The organism is Halocynthiibacter namhaensis (assembly GCF_000812685.1).
GTDB classification, from domain to species: Bacteria; Pseudomonadota; Alphaproteobacteria; order Rhodobacterales; family Rhodobacteraceae; genus Halocynthiibacter; species Halocynthiibacter namhaensis.
In genome coordinates this window covers 45,342-61,597 of record NZ_JWIF01000059.1, presented here as the reverse complement: position 1 = coordinate 61,597, position 16,256 = coordinate 45,342, and the positions used below count along the sequence as shown (strand labels likewise).

General features: G+C 53.4%; 21 protein-coding genes. 10 read left to right on the top strand and 11 right to left on the bottom strand.

Annotation, left to right across the window (positions count from 1 at the left end; translation table 11 throughout):
- Nucleotides 1-250: 250 nt before the first annotated feature.
- Both RJ38_RS12125 and RJ38_RS12120 read left to right on the top strand, forming a co-directional pair.
- Nucleotides 251-844, top strand: coding sequence for a hypothetical protein (locus tag RJ38_RS12125; protein WP_052245359.1), 594 nt, complete (start codon nt 251-253; stop codon nt 842-844).
- The gene (locus tag RJ38_RS12120) at nt 844-1,263 is read left to right on the top strand and encodes a cell division protein ZapA (RefSeq protein ID WP_039019143.1); all 420 of its coding nucleotides are present in this window, start codon (nt 844-846) and stop codon (nt 1,261-1,263) included. Before RJ38_RS12125 ends, RJ38_RS12120 begins: the two co-directional genes overlap by 1 nt.
- Before the next feature lie 72 nt (nt 1,264-1,335).
- Here RJ38_RS12120 and RJ38_RS12115 read toward each other — a convergent pair whose 3' ends face one another.
- The 8 genes from RJ38_RS12115 to RJ38_RS12080 all read right to left on the bottom strand — a co-directional run bounded on the left by RJ38_RS12115 (nt 1,336) and on the right by RJ38_RS12080 (nt 6,040).
- A complete protein-coding gene (locus RJ38_RS12115) occupies nt 1,336-1,671 on the bottom strand; it encodes a TfoX/Sxy family protein (RefSeq protein ID WP_039019142.1) in 336 nt (111 codons plus the stop codon).
- A 77-nt stretch (nt 1,672-1,748) separates the two neighbouring features.
- Nucleotides 1,749-2,111: a Grx4 family monothiol glutaredoxin gene (gene grxD, locus RJ38_RS12110; RefSeq protein ID WP_039019141.1), complete on the bottom strand. Its 363-nt coding sequence runs from the start codon at nt 2,109-2,111 to the stop codon at nt 1,749-1,751.
- A complete protein-coding gene (locus tag RJ38_RS12105) occupies nt 2,108-2,395 on the bottom strand; it encodes a hypothetical protein (RefSeq protein ID WP_039019140.1) in 288 nt (95 codons plus the stop codon). Before RJ38_RS12105 ends, grxD begins: the two co-directional genes overlap by 4 nt.
- Entirely contained in the window at nt 2,392-2,640 is a 249-nt protein-coding gene (locus RJ38_RS12100; protein WP_039019139.1) for a hypothetical protein, read from the bottom strand. The genes RJ38_RS12105 and RJ38_RS12100 overlap by 4 nt, the downstream gene beginning before the upstream one ends.
- Nucleotides 2,637-2,873, bottom strand: a complete 237-nt coding sequence (locus RJ38_RS12095) for a BolA/IbaG family iron-sulfur metabolism protein (protein ID WP_039019138.1) — start codon at nt 2,871-2,873, stop codon at nt 2,637-2,639. The genes RJ38_RS12100 and RJ38_RS12095 overlap by 4 nt, the downstream gene beginning before the upstream one ends.
- Nucleotides 2,874-2,994: 121 nt before the next feature.
- Complete coding sequence (locus RJ38_RS12090; protein WP_039019137.1) at nt 2,995-3,510, bottom strand: hypothetical protein; 516 nt, start codon at nt 3,508-3,510, stop codon at nt 2,995-2,997.
- Nucleotides 3,511-5,682, bottom strand: coding sequence for a phosphoribosylformylglycinamidine synthase subunit PurL (gene purL / locus RJ38_RS12085; protein WP_039019136.1), 2,172 nt, complete (start codon nt 5,680-5,682; stop codon nt 3,511-3,513).
- 154 nt (nt 5,683-5,836) lie between these two features.
- Nucleotides 5,837-6,040 carry a hypothetical protein gene (locus RJ38_RS12080; protein WP_039019135.1) on the bottom strand — a complete coding sequence of 68 codons (204 nt, stop codon included), beginning with the start codon at nt 6,038-6,040 and terminating at the stop codon, nt 5,837-5,839.
- A gap of 68 nt (nt 6,041-6,108) precedes the next feature.
- On the opposite strand from RJ38_RS12080, the gene RJ38_RS12075 reads away from it, so the two are divergent.
- Together RJ38_RS12075 and RJ38_RS12070 are read left to right on the top strand one after the other, a co-directional pair.
- On the top strand, nt 6,109-6,744 hold the full coding sequence (locus RJ38_RS12075) for a hypothetical protein (protein ID WP_039019134.1): 636 nt from the start codon (nt 6,109-6,111) through the stop codon (nt 6,742-6,744).
- Nucleotides 6,741-7,289 (top strand): DKNYY domain-containing protein, encoded by a 549-nt coding sequence (locus RJ38_RS12070; protein ID WP_156121853.1) that lies wholly within the window; start codon nt 6,741-6,743, stop codon nt 7,287-7,289. Before RJ38_RS12075 ends, RJ38_RS12070 begins: the two co-directional genes overlap by 4 nt.
- A 344-nt stretch (nt 7,290-7,633) precedes the next feature.
- On the opposite strand, the gene RJ38_RS12065 is transcribed toward RJ38_RS12070, so the two are convergent.
- Nucleotides 7,634-7,885 (bottom strand): hypothetical protein, encoded by a 252-nt coding sequence (locus tag RJ38_RS12065; protein WP_039019132.1) that lies wholly within the window; start codon nt 7,883-7,885, stop codon nt 7,634-7,636.
- A 126-nt stretch (nt 7,886-8,011) separates the two neighbouring features.
- Between RJ38_RS12065 and RJ38_RS19255 the strand changes: the two genes are divergently transcribed.
- Both RJ38_RS19255 and RJ38_RS19250 read left to right on the top strand, forming a co-directional pair.
- Nucleotides 8,012-8,470 carry an EamA family transporter gene (locus RJ38_RS19255; RefSeq protein ID WP_238321691.1) on the top strand — a complete coding sequence of 153 codons (459 nt, stop codon included), beginning with the start codon at nt 8,012-8,014 and terminating at the stop codon, nt 8,468-8,470.
- A complete protein-coding gene (locus RJ38_RS19250; RefSeq protein ID WP_238321690.1) occupies nt 8,442-8,906 on the top strand; it encodes a DMT family transporter in 465 nt (154 codons plus the stop codon). Before RJ38_RS19255 ends, RJ38_RS19250 begins: the two co-directional genes overlap by 29 nt.
- 156 nt (nt 8,907-9,062) lie before the next feature.
- Here RJ38_RS19250 and RJ38_RS12055 read toward each other — a convergent pair whose 3' ends face one another.
- On the bottom strand, nt 9,063-9,746 hold the full coding sequence (locus tag RJ38_RS12055; RefSeq protein WP_039019131.1) for an ArsR/SmtB family transcription factor: 684 nt from the start codon (nt 9,744-9,746) through the stop codon (nt 9,063-9,065).
- Nucleotides 9,747-9,823: 77 nt separating this feature from the next.
- Between RJ38_RS12055 and RJ38_RS12050 the strand changes: the two genes are divergently transcribed.
- Genes RJ38_RS12050 through RJ38_RS12040 form a run of 3 tightly spaced genes read left to right on the top strand, consistent with a single transcriptional unit; the run spans nt 9,824 to nt 11,390 of the window.
- Nucleotides 9,824-10,153 (top strand): NIPSNAP family protein, encoded by a 330-nt coding sequence (locus RJ38_RS12050; protein WP_039019130.1) that lies wholly within the window; start codon nt 9,824-9,826, stop codon nt 10,151-10,153.
- On the top strand, nt 10,150-10,497 hold the full coding sequence (locus tag RJ38_RS12045; RefSeq protein WP_039019129.1) for an antibiotic biosynthesis monooxygenase family protein: 348 nt from the start codon (nt 10,150-10,152) through the stop codon (nt 10,495-10,497). The genes RJ38_RS12050 and RJ38_RS12045 overlap by 4 nt, the downstream gene beginning before the upstream one ends.
- The gene (locus RJ38_RS12040) at nt 10,494-11,390 is read left to right on the top strand and encodes a DMT family transporter (RefSeq protein WP_039019128.1); all 897 of its coding nucleotides are present in this window, start codon (nt 10,494-10,496) and stop codon (nt 11,388-11,390) included. Before RJ38_RS12045 ends, RJ38_RS12040 begins: the two co-directional genes overlap by 4 nt.
- A 316-nt stretch (nt 11,391-11,706) precedes the next feature.
- Here the strand turns inward: RJ38_RS12040 and RJ38_RS12035 are convergent, their stop codons facing one another.
- Nucleotides 11,707-12,612, bottom strand: a complete 906-nt coding sequence (locus RJ38_RS12035; protein WP_039019127.1) for a LysR family transcriptional regulator — start codon at nt 12,610-12,612, stop codon at nt 11,707-11,709.
- Between the two features lie 170 nt (nt 12,613-12,782).
- Here RJ38_RS12035 and RJ38_RS12030 point away from each other — a divergent pair, with 170 nt between their 5' ends.
- Nucleotides 12,783-16,166 carry an indolepyruvate ferredoxin oxidoreductase family protein gene (locus tag RJ38_RS12030; RefSeq protein ID WP_039019126.1) on the top strand — a complete coding sequence of 1,128 codons (3,384 nt, stop codon included), beginning with the start codon at nt 12,783-12,785 and terminating at the stop codon, nt 16,164-16,166.
- Nucleotides 16,167-16,256 lie beyond the last annotated feature (90 nt).

Sequence of the window (16,256 nt, the reverse complement as noted above, 5' to 3'; positions counted from 1 at the left end):
GGCAAAAGAACTGTTGTTGGCGGTAAATCCGCACATGTTGCAGGTCTGTCGGCGGGTTTCAGGCGATTGTAACCAATAAAGGCGGGAAGGGGGAAGAATTCCGTGTAACCTTTGGGTAAAGTTGCACAAAGTTAATGATCAGCTTGATTCGCGCGGAGATCGTGACATCTGCAAATACGCGAGAGCCGATCCATTTAGATTAGTCCGGGCCAATCGGAAGTTTTTGAAAGATACAGGGAGTACTGGCAGTATGAGCGATCCCACAAACGACGTTAATGACGACGTTAGCGGCGGCGATAAAGCAGCTGAAATTGCGGCATTGGAACAGCGGATAACAGCGGCGTTTGATCAGATCAGCGGCGCGCTTTCTGGGCTTGGTAACGGCAATGATACTGAACTTGCAGAACTGACCAGTGCGCTGGATGATGAACGTGGACGCAACGCTCAGCTTGAAGAACGCCTGAAGCTTTTGAACGAGCGTCAAGAAGGTGCGATGCAAGAACTGGAAGAACGCGTGATTGGGTTCGGTCAACGATCAGCGGACCAGCAGCGTGAACTTGCTGCATTGCGTTTGATATGTGATAAAATGCGTGAAAACAATGATTTGTTACGCGTTTCTAATGCCGAAGGCGGCGGTGATCTTGAGCTGATCAACAGTGGTATGCAGGCTGAAATCGAGATGTTGCGTGCGCAGTTAAACGCGGACCGCACCGAGCTGGACGGGATCTTATCTGAATTGCGTCCTGCAATAACAGCAGCGCAATCTGCCGAACAATCAGCTGGGAATTCCCCTGAAAGCGAGGCGGGTGCAGTGCCATCGCCAGAACCGCAGGAGGCCGTATAATGCCCGACGTGAATATCAAAATTGGCGAACGCAATTTCTCAGTAACCTGTCAGGCTGGCGAAGAACATTTCTTGGAATCGGCCGCAAAAATGCTGGATACAGAGGCCGCAACCTTGCTGAAGCAAATTGGTCGTATTCCAGAAGAGCGGATGCTGTTGATGTCTGGCTTGATGCTTGCGGATAAGACGGCGGGACTTGAAGATAAAGTGGGCGCATTGGAAGCAAAGCTTGCGACGCAGGAAACGCTTATAGCAGAATTGCGCCGTGAAATTTCCGAAGCACCCGTCCCTGAACCGGTGGAACCTGAGCGGGTCGAAGTGGCTGTGATCCCCGAGATCGTCATGGACACGATGGATGCGCTTGCCAAACGCGCCGAAACATTGGCCCAAGAAGCACAGGGAAAAGTGGCGGGTTCCTAAGCCTTTGGCTTTTAAGCCCTGACATGAAGCGCCGCCGGTTTGACCCTGCGGCGCTTTTTACTTGGGCGGGGATTACTGGCGTAGTCCGATTTGATTCATCAATGTTTCAAACTCGGACTTATGGGGATCAAAAGCCTGGGTTTTTATAGCATCGAACCGTTTGCGAAGGGCCGTTTTTTCATCACCCTTGCAATCATTCCAAGGTCGTCCCTGAAGCGCCATTTCCAGCACGTAATAGCCAATGAAATGTGGTTTGTTTCCAGATTTCAACAAAAGCCCATAAGCGGCATCTGCGCCCAGATCTCGCAATTGTTGCGCAGTATCTATGCCCGCCCGCGCGCAGGCTTCGTCCATGGCTGGGCCAAGATTGCGGATCGAGGAAACAGGGGCTTGGTCATCTAGGGACATCAATCTGCTCGCTGGGTAAGTCAGAGATGTGATGCGCTGCCCCATCAGGGCAACACAATTTGTTTTGAGTGGGTGTTTTAAGCGTTGGCTTCGCGAATTTTGTCAGCCGCGTCTTTGTCATAGCTGACGCCGTTTTCTTCAAACATGCCATCAAGTTCGCCTGATATCGTCATCTCAGTGATGATGTCACAACCGCCGACAAATTCGCCTTTGACGTAAAGCTGTGGAACGGTTGGCCAGTCGGAATAGTCTTTGACGCCCTGGCGGATTTCTTCATCGGCAAGCACGTTCACGTCTTGATATTCGACGCCCATGAAGTTGAGCACACCAGCCACGCGGGACGAGAACCCACATTGCGGCATTTCTTTTGTGCCCTTCATGAAAAGAACAACGTCATTGGCTTTTACGGTTTCGTCGATACGTGTTTTTACGTCGGTCATTTTGGGTCTTTCGTTTGTGTGGCATCATCAGGCATGAGTGCTTTTGCCTGTTCATGTGGGTTTCTGGAGATACTCCAGCTGTGTTCTCTTGTTTCACCGGTTTGGCTGTTGCGCCAAGAGGTGTGCATGATGTGCTGTGTCTCTGCGCCACTGTTTTTATCATCCCATCGACGGTCATTCGCAGAGTGTCTGGAAAGAGGGCGTTTCTTACGAAAATGTGCCTCTGCTGCAATGGCGAGAACGATTAAGGCAATAATGCCAAAGAGGATCAGTTTGAAGGTCATTTCTTGCCTCTGGGCATCATCTCGCGGGCGTACTGTTGTGGGTCTTTGGAGACACGCGTGACTGTAGAAACTCCTCCACGGCTTCCGCCGCCGCCACCTTCAACAAGAGTGTCACCTTGTCCTGGCGCGGTGCCGCGTGGTGCTTTGGGCCCATTCTTCTCGGGCCAGTTCCACCATACGTATCCGACCACCATCAGGATGCCCGGGATGAAGACCAAAAGTAAGAAAATGGGAACGTCACTCATTCCGGTGCCCGTGTGGTCAGGCCCAAAGCGTGGATTTCCCCGTGAGAGCCATCCATTTTGCCTTTCAGCGCGGCCATAACTGCGCGTTGTTGTTTGACGCGGTTTTGGCCACGGAAGCTTTCATCCACGACTTCGGCGTTAAAATGCACGCCATCCGCACCATTCACGGTGATTTGCGCGTCTGGAAAGCTTTCGCGGATCAGTTCTTCTATATCCTGGGCAGTGACGGCCATGGGGGCTCCTGTAAACATAGTGTTATATAAGATTTAGGGGCGCGGGGCGTGTTCTGCAAGGGGATTTGCGCCGGATGCAACAAGGGATGCCTCCGGCGGGAGTATTTCTAGCAAGATGAAATTAGTGCGAAACCACGTCGCGCAGGGATTTGAGGAAGGCCTGATGGCGTGGTTTGATGTGTTTGGACCAGGCGCTTAGGGCGATGCGGGTGGCGTCGCCGTCAACGGTGATCTCAGAAATCAGGTCTTCGCGTTGGGCGTTTAGCGTCGTGGTTAGGGGGAGGTTTGCGGCGGCGCATAACAATTCCAGCGCTTCGCGCATTTCGCGCGCTATGGCAAAATCAGAGATAATATCACGCGCGATGCTTGGATCTTTGCGCCAGGTTTGGCGGCCATACAGGGCGCTGACCCATTGACCCGCCCCAAGGCAGGAATATTTCACACAACCGCCAAAGCCTTGATCGGTCAGGCGTTCATGGATCTTACATTGGTGGTCGTGGCGCAGATTGGGGCAGGGGATGCCTGCAGGCTTGTCGATGGCGAAATCGTCGCCCTTGTCAAAGGCCAGCGCCAGACAGCACAACGCCTGACAGTTTTCACAATCAGGCGTCAGCAGGTTTTTGATATCGGGCGTCATTTAAGCGACGGCTGCCGCGAAGGACGTGCGGTAGGTCTCAGAAAGTTCTGCCAAAGGTGCAGAGCTTCCGCCCATGGTGACTGTGTCGCCGCCAAATGTGCCTACGGATGCCACCGGAACGCCGGCTTGGCCTGCGGCGATGAACAGGGCTTCGGCCTGATCAAAATTACAAGCGACGAGGTAGCGACCCTGGTCTTCGCCGTAAAGTTCAGGTGTTGTGGCGGGATCAAGGGATACGCCAACGCCGGCGCTTTCGGCCATCTCGAACGCCGCCAATGCAAGACCACCATCAGCAAGATCAGAACAGCCACGGATCATGTCGCGGTTGTTGCGGATGAATTCGCCGGTTTTCAGTTCAAGGTCTAGGTCAACCGCAGGCGCGTCGCCTTCTTCGCGGTTAAAGACCTCAGCCAGCAAGGCAGATTGGCCAAGATGCGTGCCGATGGCGTTGTTATCCGCACCGATCAGAAGGGCAACATGACCGTCACGCACATCACCGCAGATTAGGTCGTCGGCGTGGTCAATCAGGCCAACAGCGCCGATGGTCGGGGTCGGCAGAATGCCTGTGCCATCGGTTTCGTTATACAGCGACACGTTGCCGGAAACGATGGGCATATCAAGGGCGGAAACAGCGGCACTAATGCCTTTGATCGCGCCCACGAATTGACCCATGATCTCAGGTTTCTCGGGGTTGCCGAAGTTCATATTGTCGGTGGTCGCCAAAGGTTTCGCACCAACAGAACACAGGTTGCGCCAAGCTTCGGCCACGGCTTGTTTGCCACCCTCAACCGGATTTGCTTTTACATAACGAGGGGTTACGTCGGATGTGAAGGCCAGAAGTTTGTCTGTGCCATGCACACGCACAACGCCAGCACCCATGCCAGGCAGACGTACAGAGTCGCCCATGACGGATGTGTCGTATTGCTCGTACACCCATTGTTTACCGGCATAGTTTGGCGATGTGATCAAAGCGCGCAACGCGTCAATCGCGTCAACTTCTGGCACGTCTTGCAATTCTTCCGCCGGGGGTGTTTCGACCCAAGGACGGTCATATTCGGGGGCGGAACCGGATAGGGTTGCCAGTGGCAGATCGGCTTTGACTTCGCCGTTGTGCAGCACCAAGAAGCGGTCTTCGGCGATGGTTTCACCGACGATTGCGAAATCGAGATCCCATTTCACGAAAACGGCGCGTGCTTCGGCTTCGAGTTCTGGTTTCAGAACCATCAACATGCGTTCTTGAGATTCTGACAACATCATCTCGTAAGCTGTCATGTTCTCTTCGCGCTGGGGCACGTCTTCCAGGTTCAGCTTAACGCCAAGGCCACCTTTGTCGCCCATTTCAACGGCGGAACAGGTCAGGCCAGCGGCACCCATATCTTGGATCGAAATCACAGCACCTGTCGCCATGAGTTCAAGCGTGGCTTCCATCAGGCGTTTTTCAGTGAACGGGTCACCAACCTGAACGGTGGGACGTTTGTCTTCAATCGTGTCGTCAAATTCAGCGGAGGCCATGGTTGCGCCACCCACGCCATCACGGCCGGTTTTTGCGCCCAGATACACAACAGGCATGCCGACGCCGGATGCGGCCGAGTAGAAAATTTTGTCGGTGTCAGCCAAGCCCGCCGCAAAAGCGTTCACAAGGCAGTTGCCGTTATAGGCCGGGTGAAAGCGCACTTCGCCGCCCACACATGGCACACCAAAACAGTTGCCATAGCCGCCAACGCCAGCAACCACACCGTTCACCAGTTGGGTGGTTTTGTGGTGGGCCGGTTCGCCAAACGACAGGGCGTTCATGGATGCAATCGGACGTGCGCCCATGGTGAAGACGTCACGCAGAATGCCGCCAACGCCAGTTGCGGCACCTTGGTAAGGCTCAATATAGCTTGGGTGGTTGTGGCTTTCCATTTTGAAAACAACACATTGACCATCGCCAATATCCACGATGCCCGCGTTCTCACCTGGACCACAGATGACTTGAGGGCCTTCTGTTGGCAGGGTGCGCAACCATTTTTTCGAGGATTTATAGGAACAATGTTCGTTCCACATGGCAGAGAAAATGCCCAGCTCGGTGAAGGTTGGCTCGCGTCCGATGATTTCCAAGATGCGCTGATATTCGTCAGGGCTTAGCCCGTGTGAGGAAATCAGATCGTCAGAGATGGCTGGTTCTTGCATGTGGTCGTATCCCCTGTGGTGCGGCCAGGTGTGGCCAGCAGCTTTTGGCAGTTGCGGCTTCTCTTAAGGGAAAGGGGCGCGGGATGGAAGGGCGTTATGGGAAAGCAGTGAGGTTGCTTTTGCGTGTTTCGCCCCGACATGCGCTCAGATCACATTATGATTTGTTTTGTAGATATTTCTTATACGCAAGGAATAGGGCGATTACGGGGAAAATATAAAGCGCTGCGATGGCCACAGGCCCGGTGCGGTTCTGTGCAAGTTCTTCTGGGGATCGCAGATACAAGGCCAACAGAATAAACCACATGATGACAATGATCGCGATGGCTTTGGTTTTGAAATTGGGCTCGAAGATTTGCATGGGTTTTCCTTGTTGTCGAATGATTAGTAGAAGGTGATTGCTGAGAGCACAAGGGATTGCTCGCCATCATGGAACGTCTTGGCTGGGCGCGAGGCAGGTCAGCTATATTGTTGTTTAAACCATATCAAAATTCTATGACGGCGCATAATTTAACGAGGTTCATTATGTACGATTCCTATACGCCCGAGGAAAAGAGCATCACTGTACGGCTTACGGCACCTGATGATGCACATCCGGCTTGGGAGGATGTCAACACTGGGCTTGTTGTCGAAAACACGGGTGACCTGCCTATTCTTGTGAGTCCCTTCTTGGATGGTCAAATTCAATTGAACGGTCGTCGTACGGGGCTCTCGATTTCTGATGTGCCAATCGTAGATCATGGCCATCCGCAAAGAGTAGAGCCGGGGCATAAGGCGGTTTTGCCCGTTACAATTCGACCAATGCTGTACTATCTGCCCAAGTGCCAAGGCGTGCGGTCGGTTTCCATCACGATCAAGGGGCGGTTGTTTTTGCCTCTGGAGGGTACGGATAGCTACGATACCATCCATTTTAATACGTCGCCTATTGACCTGATATTGGATTTTTCCGCGGTGAAAAATATCCCATGGGGTGAGGGATCTAGCGAATTCTTTCTCGTTGCAGGTAAGTGTACCATGCAGCTGACTATGTGCGCGGTGAGAATAAAACTACGCTGGTTCCGTTGAAGCTTCGGTCGGATAAGGTGCGGGCGCTGAATGCGGTCATAGCCTGTGATGATGACGTTTTATATTGGGGAGAGTATCGGCAAATACGCCCGGTGCGCGATACGTTGCAGGGAATGGGGCGCGTGTTTTACGGGGATCAGGACGGGATTTGGACCACGTATGGCAATGCCAAAATCGCGGATCCGGCCAGCTTTGAGGCTTTGTTACCTGCCGGGCCGTCAAGATATTGCAATAGTGCGAGTGGTTATCAGTGTGGTTATGGGCGTGATGCAAACCAAGCTTATTATTTTGATGAAGCAACCTCAACAAAGCATGCAAGTGTTATCCGGGCGTGTAAGGCACCAGATGAGCTTGAAGTTGTGGGTGGTGTATATGCGCGGGACCGCAAGAACGTATACGCTGAAGGGCGAATTCTGAAAGGGGCGGATGCTGCGAGTTTTGAGCGTTTGAATGCCAAGTTTGCAAGGGATAAAAACGGGATCTGGTATGTTGGCTATCTCGTGATTAAATCAGAAGATCTTCTGGAACCGGTAGAGCTGATGTAACAGGATAGGTCTAACTGGGGGGAAGATCCGATGGAAGCCTCAGAGTTATTGCGCGTTGGTATGCGGGTGTATGATGCAAGCACCATAAAGGATGACCGAGGGCGTGATTTGCGAAGTGAGGACCTTGTTTTGGACTGATCGGGCAAAAAAAGAGCCGGGCACAAGGCCCGGCTTAAGTCCAACAGGGAGGTGAAGACGAGGGGAGATACTCACCAACGCCTTCGAGACTTGATTTAGGTGTGCAGTCACATGCAATCAAGGAAAAAAGTGAAAAAATACATCATACCCGATATGCATTTTTTGCATGGCTTTATTGGGGTGTGTTGATACGGGCTTACCTTAGGTCAACTTTCATTCAAGCTGTGACTGTCTTCTGACGTCAAGGTCAAGCCATATGCTTTGCTGACTTGCTCAATAAACGCTAGGGTTTCGGGCTCAAACGGGACTTTGCCTTCAAAGCTGTGCAATACAATTCCTTCGATCAAATCCCCAAGCCCCATGTCTTTATGCGCCGCAAGCGCCTTCAAAACTTTCAATGTATTTTTTTCGATGCGCACGCCGGTCTGAACGCGTTCGATCTTTTTTGGGGTGGTCATATGGGCGCTCCGTTTGCTTTGGGTATTTTGCGGGGTTTTCGCTCGGATTGCAATTATAGGCTGTTACCTGTTAAACTTGGTACCAAGGTAACATGTTGAGGTGAAGTGGAATGAGAGGGCGATCAAATGTCGACGGTTTCGCGAATAGGCACGCAGAACAATAATCAAGCCATGGCCTGGGCTCTGATGGCGACGGGGATGTTTGCGATCACCGCAGTGATGGCGAAATACGGTGTGATTGAACTGGGGATGCATGTTTTGCAAATCTTGTTCGTGCGCCAGATGATAGTCTTTCTATCCTCGCTCCCTTTGATTGCGCGTGATTTCCCCCACAGCTTAAAGACACAACACCCGGTAATTCACGTCGTAAGGCTGGGCGGTGCGTTTTTATCTTTGTCCTGTGGGATCTGGGCGGTTGCGGAATTGCCATTGACCACGGCAACGACTCTAGGGTTCGCACAGGTGTTCTTTGTGGCCATTCTTGCGATGATGTGCGTGGGAGAACGGGTGGGACCGCATCGATTGGGGGCAATTGTTTGTTGCAGGATTCCTTGGGGTGTTGATTGTAATGCGCCCCGGCACTGATGGTTTGTTCACGGCAACGGCGTTCATCCCACTTGCTGGCGCATTGGGGGCAGGGTTCGCAGTGATCTCAGTGCGCAGATTATCCCAGACAGAGAGCACAGCGACGCTATTGGCATATCAATCGGTGTTTGTTGGGCTGTTGTCTGGTGTGCCGATGCTGTGGCTCTGGCAAACGCCAAGTTTGGCGGGCTGGTGTTTGTTGCTTGCCATGGGAGGGATCGCGACGCTTGGCCAATGGATCGGCGTTAAGGCCTTGCGCATGGGCGAGGCAAGCGTGATCGGCAACGTGGAATATGTGAAGCTGATCTGGGCTGCGGGATTTGGTTATGTGCTGTTTGGCGAGGTCCCGGATGCCTATGCCCTGGTGGGTGCCGCCGTGATTGTCGGGGCTGCGTTGTATATGCTGTGGCGGGAGGGGATGAGGGGCCAAGCCTAGAAGGTGGTTTTTGTGGACGCCGAGTGATTTAATTTATTACGAACGAAGGCGGATTGCGCTATAGTCTGCTTGGAGCCCATTGTACCGGATGCTGCGGGAAGGACGAATGTCTGGTCTGGGGCTTTCGCTTCGGTTACGAGTTATGAAAATTTTACTTCAATTCACTGCAAACTGGCGCTCAAATTCTTTCGCTCCATTTCGTGAAAACGTCACGACGCGGGTTTTCTGATCCCGTTTCACCCAAGACAACTCCTCGAAGCGGCTCAAGAAGGCACGGCCAAGGCTACCAGCCAAATGCGACCTGCGTTCGCTCCAATCCAGACACTCACGACACAGTGGCGTTCGGTTGCTGCGTAGGGTGTCGAGATCAATTTGGAAGCTAGTTGCGAAGTTTGCGCCAGTCTCGGTCAGGGTTAGATTTTCACCATTCATGGCCAAATGCCCTTGCGCGATGAGACTATCGAATAGTTGCGTCCCCATATCTCCCGCAAGGTGGTTGTAGCACACACGCGCTTTTCGCAACTCGGTATCCTTTGGACCAGTTCGTTTGCGCAGATGGCCTGATCCGGCGGCAAGGCCCATCAAACCTTCGAGAACATGCGCCACGTCATCATTGGCGAGTGAAAAATACTTATGCCGTCCCTGTTTGCGCGGGCGGAGCAATCCGCCTTCGTTCAGCTTTGACAAATGCGAGCTTGCGGTTTGGATCGTCACACCCGCTTCTTCGGCCAATTCACTGACAGTCAATGCCTTGCCGCTCATCAGTGCGGTCAGCATGTTTGCGCGTGCCGGATCGCCGATCAGCGCGGCGACGTGGGCGATATCAGGACCTTCTTTCATAGTTCGACCGTAGTCGAAGCATATTCACACTGCAATAGCATAGAAAGGCTACATCAAACTTTGAGAAGGAATCTGCCGTGCTGACCTGTGTCATTCGCTACCATATCGACCCAACAAAAAAAGCCCAGTTCGGAGAATATGCCCGCAACTGGGGGCAAGCGATCCCGCGCTGCGGCGCTGATCTTATTGGCTATTACGCGCCACACGAAGGCTCCAGCACGTTGGCTTACGGTATCTACAACGTGGCGAGCCTTGCAGATTATGAAGCCTACCGTGCCAAGCTTGCCAATGATCCGCTTGGACGCGAAAACTATGAGTTTGCTCAAAAAGAGAAATTTCTCCTACGTGAAGACAGGACCTTTCTGACGTTGGCATCCGCGCCACACGGTCCGGATGTGTCGAAATGATCGCAGTTATTTTCGAAGTTGAACCGGCTGACGGGCGCAAGGACGAATACCTCGACATCGCTGCTGACATGCGTCCCATGCTGGACCAAGTGGACGGCTTTATTTCGGTCGAACGGTTTCAAAGCCTGACTGATCCGAAAAAAGTCCTGTCGCGTTCCTTCTTTGAAGATGAAGCGGCAGTTGCACAGTGGCGGACACTGAACGCACATCGCGGTGCACAGGCCAAGGGTAGAGGTCGTGTCTTCGCAGATTACCGTCTTCGGATCGCAAACGTGGTGCGTGATTACGGCATGTTCGACCGCGCACAAGCCCCGTCCGATAGCAAAAAGGTGCACGCGAAATGACCACGGCCAACTTACGAACAGAACTGGCATTGCTAGCCCTTCTCGCGCTCCTTTGGGGGTCGTCCTATCTCTTCATCAAAGTCGCCGTTGCGGAAATTCCACCGATCACGCTCATTGCTCTGCGGGTTCTGGGGGCTGCGATCTTTCTGATGATCGTCATGGGGCTTAGGTCTGAAAAACTCCCACGCGACGCCACAACATGGCGGATGCTTTTGATCCAAGCGTTCTTCAACAGCATCGGGGCCTGGACTGTCTTGGCGTGGGGCCAGCAATACGTTGATACAGGACTGGCGAGCGTTCTCAATTCCACATCCCCGATCTTCGTGTTCGTCATAACAGCGCTGTTGACGCGCCATGAGGCACTTGGCGGGCGAAAGTTGTTGGGGGCTGCACTCGGCGTGCTTGGTGTCGTTCTGATTGTCGGTGTGGATGCACTGCGCGGTCTCGGCGATCAGGTTGCAGGGCAAGTCGCATGTTTGATCGGCGCTGCACTTTATGCGGGGTCGGCCATTTACGGAAAACGCTTTGGCCATATCAGTGCTGTCGCCACCGCTGCTGGAACGATGATCTGGGCATCTGTTGTTCTTGTCCCACTGGCGCTCATTCTGGATCAGCCGTGGACGCTTGCTCCAAGTATGGCAGCAATTTCTGCAACTGCTATTCTATCCATCGTCTGCACGGGCATTGCCCTACTGGTCTATTTTCGTCTGGTCAGGACGCTCGGCTCTATGGGTGTGGCAAGCCAAAGCTATCTGCGTGCAGGCATCGGCGTGATCCTTGGATTGGTCTTCTTGGGCGAGACCTTCTCCCTGCCAGTCGCAGTTGGACTTGGGGCGGCGATCGCAGGGGTCACGTTGATCAACTGGCCCAAGAGGCAAAAAACTCAAGTTTAATACTTCGACGGGCTTCGAACCATCGGTTCCAAAAACAGTGTAATATGGGTTTATCAAACGATAGGAGGAATACCCATGTTCCGCACTTTACTCATGTTGCTTCGTTGAGCCTGTCAGATCGGGCGCGTTGATAGCGATTGCCTACACCGAACGAAACCTGTGCATCAGGTCATCACACCGGATAGTTTTGGGCATTGAGCGGTCATTGGCGTGCGCGTAGCGAACGGCAGCAAAGCCCGCAGAGCAGACCTAGCGCTTTGTTAGCCTTGAGGTTCGCGAGGCGATGCATCTTGGTTTTGGGCCATGAAGGCACCAGTCACATCGCCTGCTCAACCAGTTTGCCTTTGCGGTGGATGATGATCTCTTCTTGGACGAAATCGCGGAAGGCTGAGATACGCTTGGAGGCGCGGAGTTCCTCGGGATAGGCGAGATACACCGGCACTTCGACGCTTTTTTCATCGGGCAGAACGGGCACAAGTTCGGGCACGTCCTGGGTGACGTAATCGGGCAGAACACCGATGCCAAGGTCATGTTTCACGCCTTGCAACACGCCGAAATAGTTGTTCACGGTCAACATGGAGGGGATGTTGTTCGTCATCAGGCGTTGCACGAAACTTGCAGCGGCATTGACCTGCTTTGAGGATGTGCGCTGACACAGCAGGCGGTGGTGTTGCAGGTCTGACAAAGTGTGAGGCGTGCCGTTCTCTTCCAGATAGCCCTGACTAGCGTATAGCTGCATGGTCACGGTCATCAGGCGTTTGCGGATCAGATCGGCTTGGGAGGGTTCTTTCATGCGGATGGCGACGTCTGCTTCGCGCATGGGCAGGTCCAAAACTTTTTCCTCAAGCATCAGGTCGATTTTGATGTTTGGGTATTTCTCGTAAAAATGATGCAGGCGCGGGGCCAGCCACATCAGGCCAAAGCCCAAAGTGGTGGTGACGCGCAGCTCGCCGTACATTTCTTCGTCACTGTCACGAATGCGTGCAGAGGCCGCGTCAAGGCGTTTGGACATGGCTTTGGTCGCGTCAAACAGCAACTCACCCTGTTCCGTGAGAATCAGTCCGCGTGCGTGACGGTGGAATAATGTGGCATCCAGGCTTTCTTCAAGCGCCCGGATCTGCCGAGAGACCGCAGATTGTGACAAATGCAACGTGTCACCAGCATGGGTGAGGCTACCCGCGTCGGCCACTGCGTGAAATATTCTTAGCTTATCCCAATCCATTTTTTTCTACTCTGCCCTGTTGCGCGCTTTTTATTGTCACTTGTTACCTTAATCGAAACAATCTGACTTGTGCATTCTTTTTGCTTGGTAGGTCACAATTTATGACCTATTATTTGTGTTAACATGAGACATATGCCCACGGGAGAGGGCAGCATAGGGAGCAGCGCGCCATGAGCCAGCCAAAAATCAGCCTAAACGACCGATTTGACCTCGAAAAAACCCCAGTGTTGCTGAATGGCACGCAGGCTTTGGTGCGCCTGATGCTGGCCCAAAAGGAACGTGACCGCGTGGCAGGGCTTAATACTGCCGGTTATGTGACTGGATACCGTGGCAGCCCTGTTGGCGGGGTCGATTTGCAGATGTCTAAGGCGGAAAATCTGCTGACAGGTGCGGATGTGCGGTTCGAGCCTGGTATGAACGAAGACCTTGCTGCCACCGCCCTATGGGGAAGCCAACAGGCGGAACTGCGCGGCGAAGGTAAATACGATGGTGTCTTTGGTCTGTGGTACGGCAAAGGCCCGGGTGTTGATCGTTCGGGGGATGTGATGCGTCACGCCAATATGGCAGGTACCAGTCCTATGGGTGGCGTGCTGATGGCGATGGGGGATGACCACACGGGTGAAAGCTCCACCACCGTGCATCAATCTGACTGGGCAATGCTGGATGCTTATATGCCTGTGTTGTCGCCTGCTGGTGTGCAGGAAATCCTTGATTACGGCCATTACGGTTGGGCTTTGTCGCGTTTTGCAGGGGTCTGGTGTGGTCTGAAGCTTATGAAAGACACAGTTGAGGTCACATCCGTCGTAGATGGTGACCCACATCGCATGAAGATCGTGACACCTGATTTTACGATGCCTGAGGGTGGTTTGAATATTCGCCTGCAAGACACACCCATCGCCCAAGAAGCCCGGATGATTGATCACAAGCGCTTTGCCGCTGAGGAATTCGCGCGGGTGAATAAGATCAATCACCGTGTATGGGGCAAACCCGGAGCAAAGATCGGTTTTGTGGCCGCTGGTAAGAACTGGCTTGATCTGACACATGCGTTGCAACTTCTGGGGTTGGATGAGCTTGAGTGCGAACGCCTTGGTATCACCACCTATAAGGTCGGGCAGATTTGGCCGATGGATATGCAGGGGATGCTGGAATGGGCTGACGGGCTGGATGTGATTGTTGCGGTGGAAGAGAAACGTAAACTGATCGAAGTTCAGATCAAGGAAGCAATCTTTGATGATCGGCAAGGGCGGCGTGTCTATGGCTGGCATAAGAACGGCGAAGAACTGTTCCCAACCCGTATGGCGATTGAACCCATCATGATTGCCCGCGCGCTTGGTGAGATCCTATGCGAGGAAGGCAAGGGCACGGATGGGGTGAAGGCCGCTATGGCGCGGCTTGACGCGGCCCAACGCGCCGACAATGCCCCCGATATTGCGGCCCGTCTGCCGTATTTCTGCTCTGGCTGTCCGCATAACAGTTCCACCAAGGTCCCTGATGGGTCTCGTGCTTATGCGGGGATTGGCTGTCACTATATGGTGCAATGGATGGATCGCGAGACAACAGGCTTTACCCAGATGGGGGGGGAAGGTGCCAACTGGATTGGTGAAGCGCCATTTTCCAAACGTAAGCATGTGTTCCAGAACTTGGGCGATGGCACCTATAACCACTCAGGTGTGCTGGCGATCCGGGCTGCTGTCGCGGCCAAGACCAAGATGACCTATAAGATCCTATACAATGATGCGGTTGCCATGACGGGCGGCCAAGAGAATGAAGGTGGCTTAGATGCGCCCAAGATTGCCCGCGAAGTGCTGGCGATTGGGGTGAGCAAGCTGGTTGTTGTCTATGACGATAAGGAAGACGTTGTCAAAAGCGCCTTTCCCGCCGGGCTTGAATTCCATGAGCGTGCCAATCTGATGGATGTGCAGCGCCAGATGTCCGAGATAGATGGGGTGACGGCGATCCTCTATATCCAGACCTGTGCCGCTGAGAAACGTCGTCGTCGCAAACGTGGCTTGTTCCCCGATCCTGATAAGCGTGTGTTCATCAACCCGGATGTCTGTGAAGGCTGTGGTGACTGTGGTGTGCAAAGCAACTGTGTGTCGATTGTGCCGCTTGAAACCGAACTTGGACGTAAACGCGCGATTGATCAAAGCTCGTGTAATAAAGACTTCTCCTGTGTGAATGGTTTCTGTCCTAGCTTTGTGACACTGGAAGGCGCGACACCTAAGAAACGTGCCGCTGCTGCCTTTACGATTCCTGATCTGCCGATGCCTGTTCTGCCTGTAATCAATGGCACCCATAATGTGGTGATCACCGGCGTTGGTGGCACGGGTGTTGTGACCATTGGTGCGATCATGGCGCAAGCTGCGCATATTGACGGCAAGGGCGCTGGCATGATGGAGATGGCGGGCCTTGCGCAAAAAGGTGGCGCCGTTCATATCCATTGCCGCCTTGCCAATCGGCCGCAAGATATCAGCGCCATTCGTGTGGCCACAGGCGAGGCCGATGCCGTGATTGGTGGCGATCTGGTGACCACAGCGGGATCCAAAACCATTGGTCTGATGACCGAAGGGCGCACCGGAGCCGTTGTAAACAACCAAGAGATCATCACAGGCGATTTCACCCGAGACACAGGCTTTCAACTGCCGATGGATCAACTGCATGTGCAATTGCAGGCGCGCTTGCGGGATCGTTTGATGGTGATGAATGCCTCAGAAATTGCAGAAGCGGCGCTGGGCAACTCGATTTTCTCAAATATGATGATGCTTGGGGCGGCCTGGCAGGCGGGGCTTGTGCCTTTGTCTGAAACTTCCATCCACGAAGCAATCACATTGAATGGTCAAGCTGTCGCGGGCAATTTACGGGCCTTTGACCTTGGGCGCTGGGCGGCACATGATCTGGATGCTGTGAAAGCTTTGAGCGCACCAAAAGTGGTGGAGCTTCCTAAGACTTTGGACGATAAAATCACCTTCCGAATGGAAGGGATTGAGGCCTTTCAAGACGTACATCTGGCGAAGAAATACTTTGACCTCGTGATGCGTGCCCCAGAAGGTGATTTGCGCGAAGCCATTGCACTGGGTTATCATAAGGTGCTGGTTTATAAAGATGAATACGAGGTCGCGCGCCTGCATCTTGATACGATGGACAAGGCCAAGGAAAGCTTTGACGGTGATTTCAAGCCGCGCTTCCATCTTGCGCCACCGTTCATGGGGCAGGGTGCTGGGGACCGCCCCAGGAAGCGTGAGTTTGGGGCTTGGATGCTACCAGTGTTTCGTATCATGTCCAAGATGAAACGCCTGCGTGGCACGGCATTTGATCCCTTCGGTCGCACGGCTGAACGTAAAATGGAACGCGCGTTGATTGCGCAATATGAGGCAGACATGGAACTGATCTTGGCCGCAGAAAATCAAGATGCCGCGATTGCTTTGGCGCGTCTTCCCTTGGATATCCGCGGCTTTGGTCCGGTGAAACTTGAGAATGAAGCGAAGGCTGCGAAGCGGCGATATGCGCTGTTGGCTGAGCTGGAACTCAGTTCTGCGCCTATTGCGGCGGAGTAACCAAGCGGCGGCACCCGTGACATACATGGGGGATACGCTGGGAAATACACTGTAAAAACGAGAAAACGGGAAAGCTAGAAAACTAGTTTT

Coding starts and splice junctions, on each gene's coding strand:
- RJ38_RS12075 (WP_039019134.1), top strand. CDS start 6,109: ATGGAACGTCTTGGCTGGGCGCGAGGCAGGTCAGCTATATTGTTGTTT.
- RJ38_RS12105 (WP_039019140.1), bottom strand. CDS start 2,395: ATGACCTTCAAACTGATCCTCTTTGGCATTATTGCCTTAATCGTTCTC.
- RJ38_RS12115 (WP_039019142.1), bottom strand. CDS start 1,671: ATGTCCCTAGATGACCAAGCCCCTGTTTCCTCGATCCGCAATCTTGGC.
- RJ38_RS19255 (WP_238321691.1), top strand. CDS start 8,012: ATGTCGACGGTTTCGCGAATAGGCACGCAGAACAATAATCAAGCCATG.
- RJ38_RS12045 (WP_039019129.1), top strand. CDS start 10,150: ATGATCGCAGTTATTTTCGAAGTTGAACCGGCTGACGGGCGCAAGGAC.
- RJ38_RS12065 (WP_039019132.1), bottom strand. CDS start 7,885: ATGACCACCCCAAAAAAGATCGAACGCGTTCAGACCGGCGTGCGCATC.
- RJ38_RS12125 (WP_052245359.1), top strand. CDS start 251: ATGAGCGATCCCACAAACGACGTTAATGACGACGTTAGCGGCGGCGAT.
- RJ38_RS12100 (WP_039019139.1), bottom strand. CDS start 2,640: ATGAGTGACGTTCCCATTTTCTTACTTTTGGTCTTCATCCCGGGCATC.
- RJ38_RS12095 (WP_039019138.1), bottom strand. CDS start 2,873: ATGGCCGTCACTGCCCAGGATATAGAAGAACTGATCCGCGAAAGCTTT.
- RJ38_RS12055 (WP_039019131.1), bottom strand. CDS start 9,746: ATGAAAGAAGGTCCTGATATCGCCCACGTCGCCGCGCTGATCGGCGAT.
- RJ38_RS12090 (WP_039019137.1), bottom strand. CDS start 3,510: ATGACGCCCGATATCAAAAACCTGCTGACGCCTGATTGTGAAAACTGT.
- RJ38_RS12040 (WP_039019128.1), top strand. CDS start 10,494: ATGACCACGGCCAACTTACGAACAGAACTGGCATTGCTAGCCCTTCTC.
- purL (WP_039019136.1), bottom strand. CDS start 5,682: ATGCAAGAACCAGCCATCTCTGACGATCTGATTTCCTCACACGGGCTA.
- RJ38_RS12030 (WP_039019126.1), top strand. CDS start 12,783: ATGAGCCAGCCAAAAATCAGCCTAAACGACCGATTTGACCTCGAAAAA.
- RJ38_RS12080 (WP_039019135.1), bottom strand. CDS start 6,040: ATGCAAATCTTCGAGCCCAATTTCAAAACCAAAGCCATCGCGATCATT.
- grxD (WP_039019141.1), bottom strand. CDS start 2,111: ATGACCGACGTAAAAACACGTATCGACGAAACCGTAAAAGCCAATGAC.
- RJ38_RS12120 (WP_039019143.1), top strand. CDS start 844: ATGCCCGACGTGAATATCAAAATTGGCGAACGCAATTTCTCAGTAACC.
- RJ38_RS12035 (WP_039019127.1), bottom strand. CDS start 12,612: ATGGATTGGGATAAGCTAAGAATATTTCACGCAGTGGCCGACGCGGGT.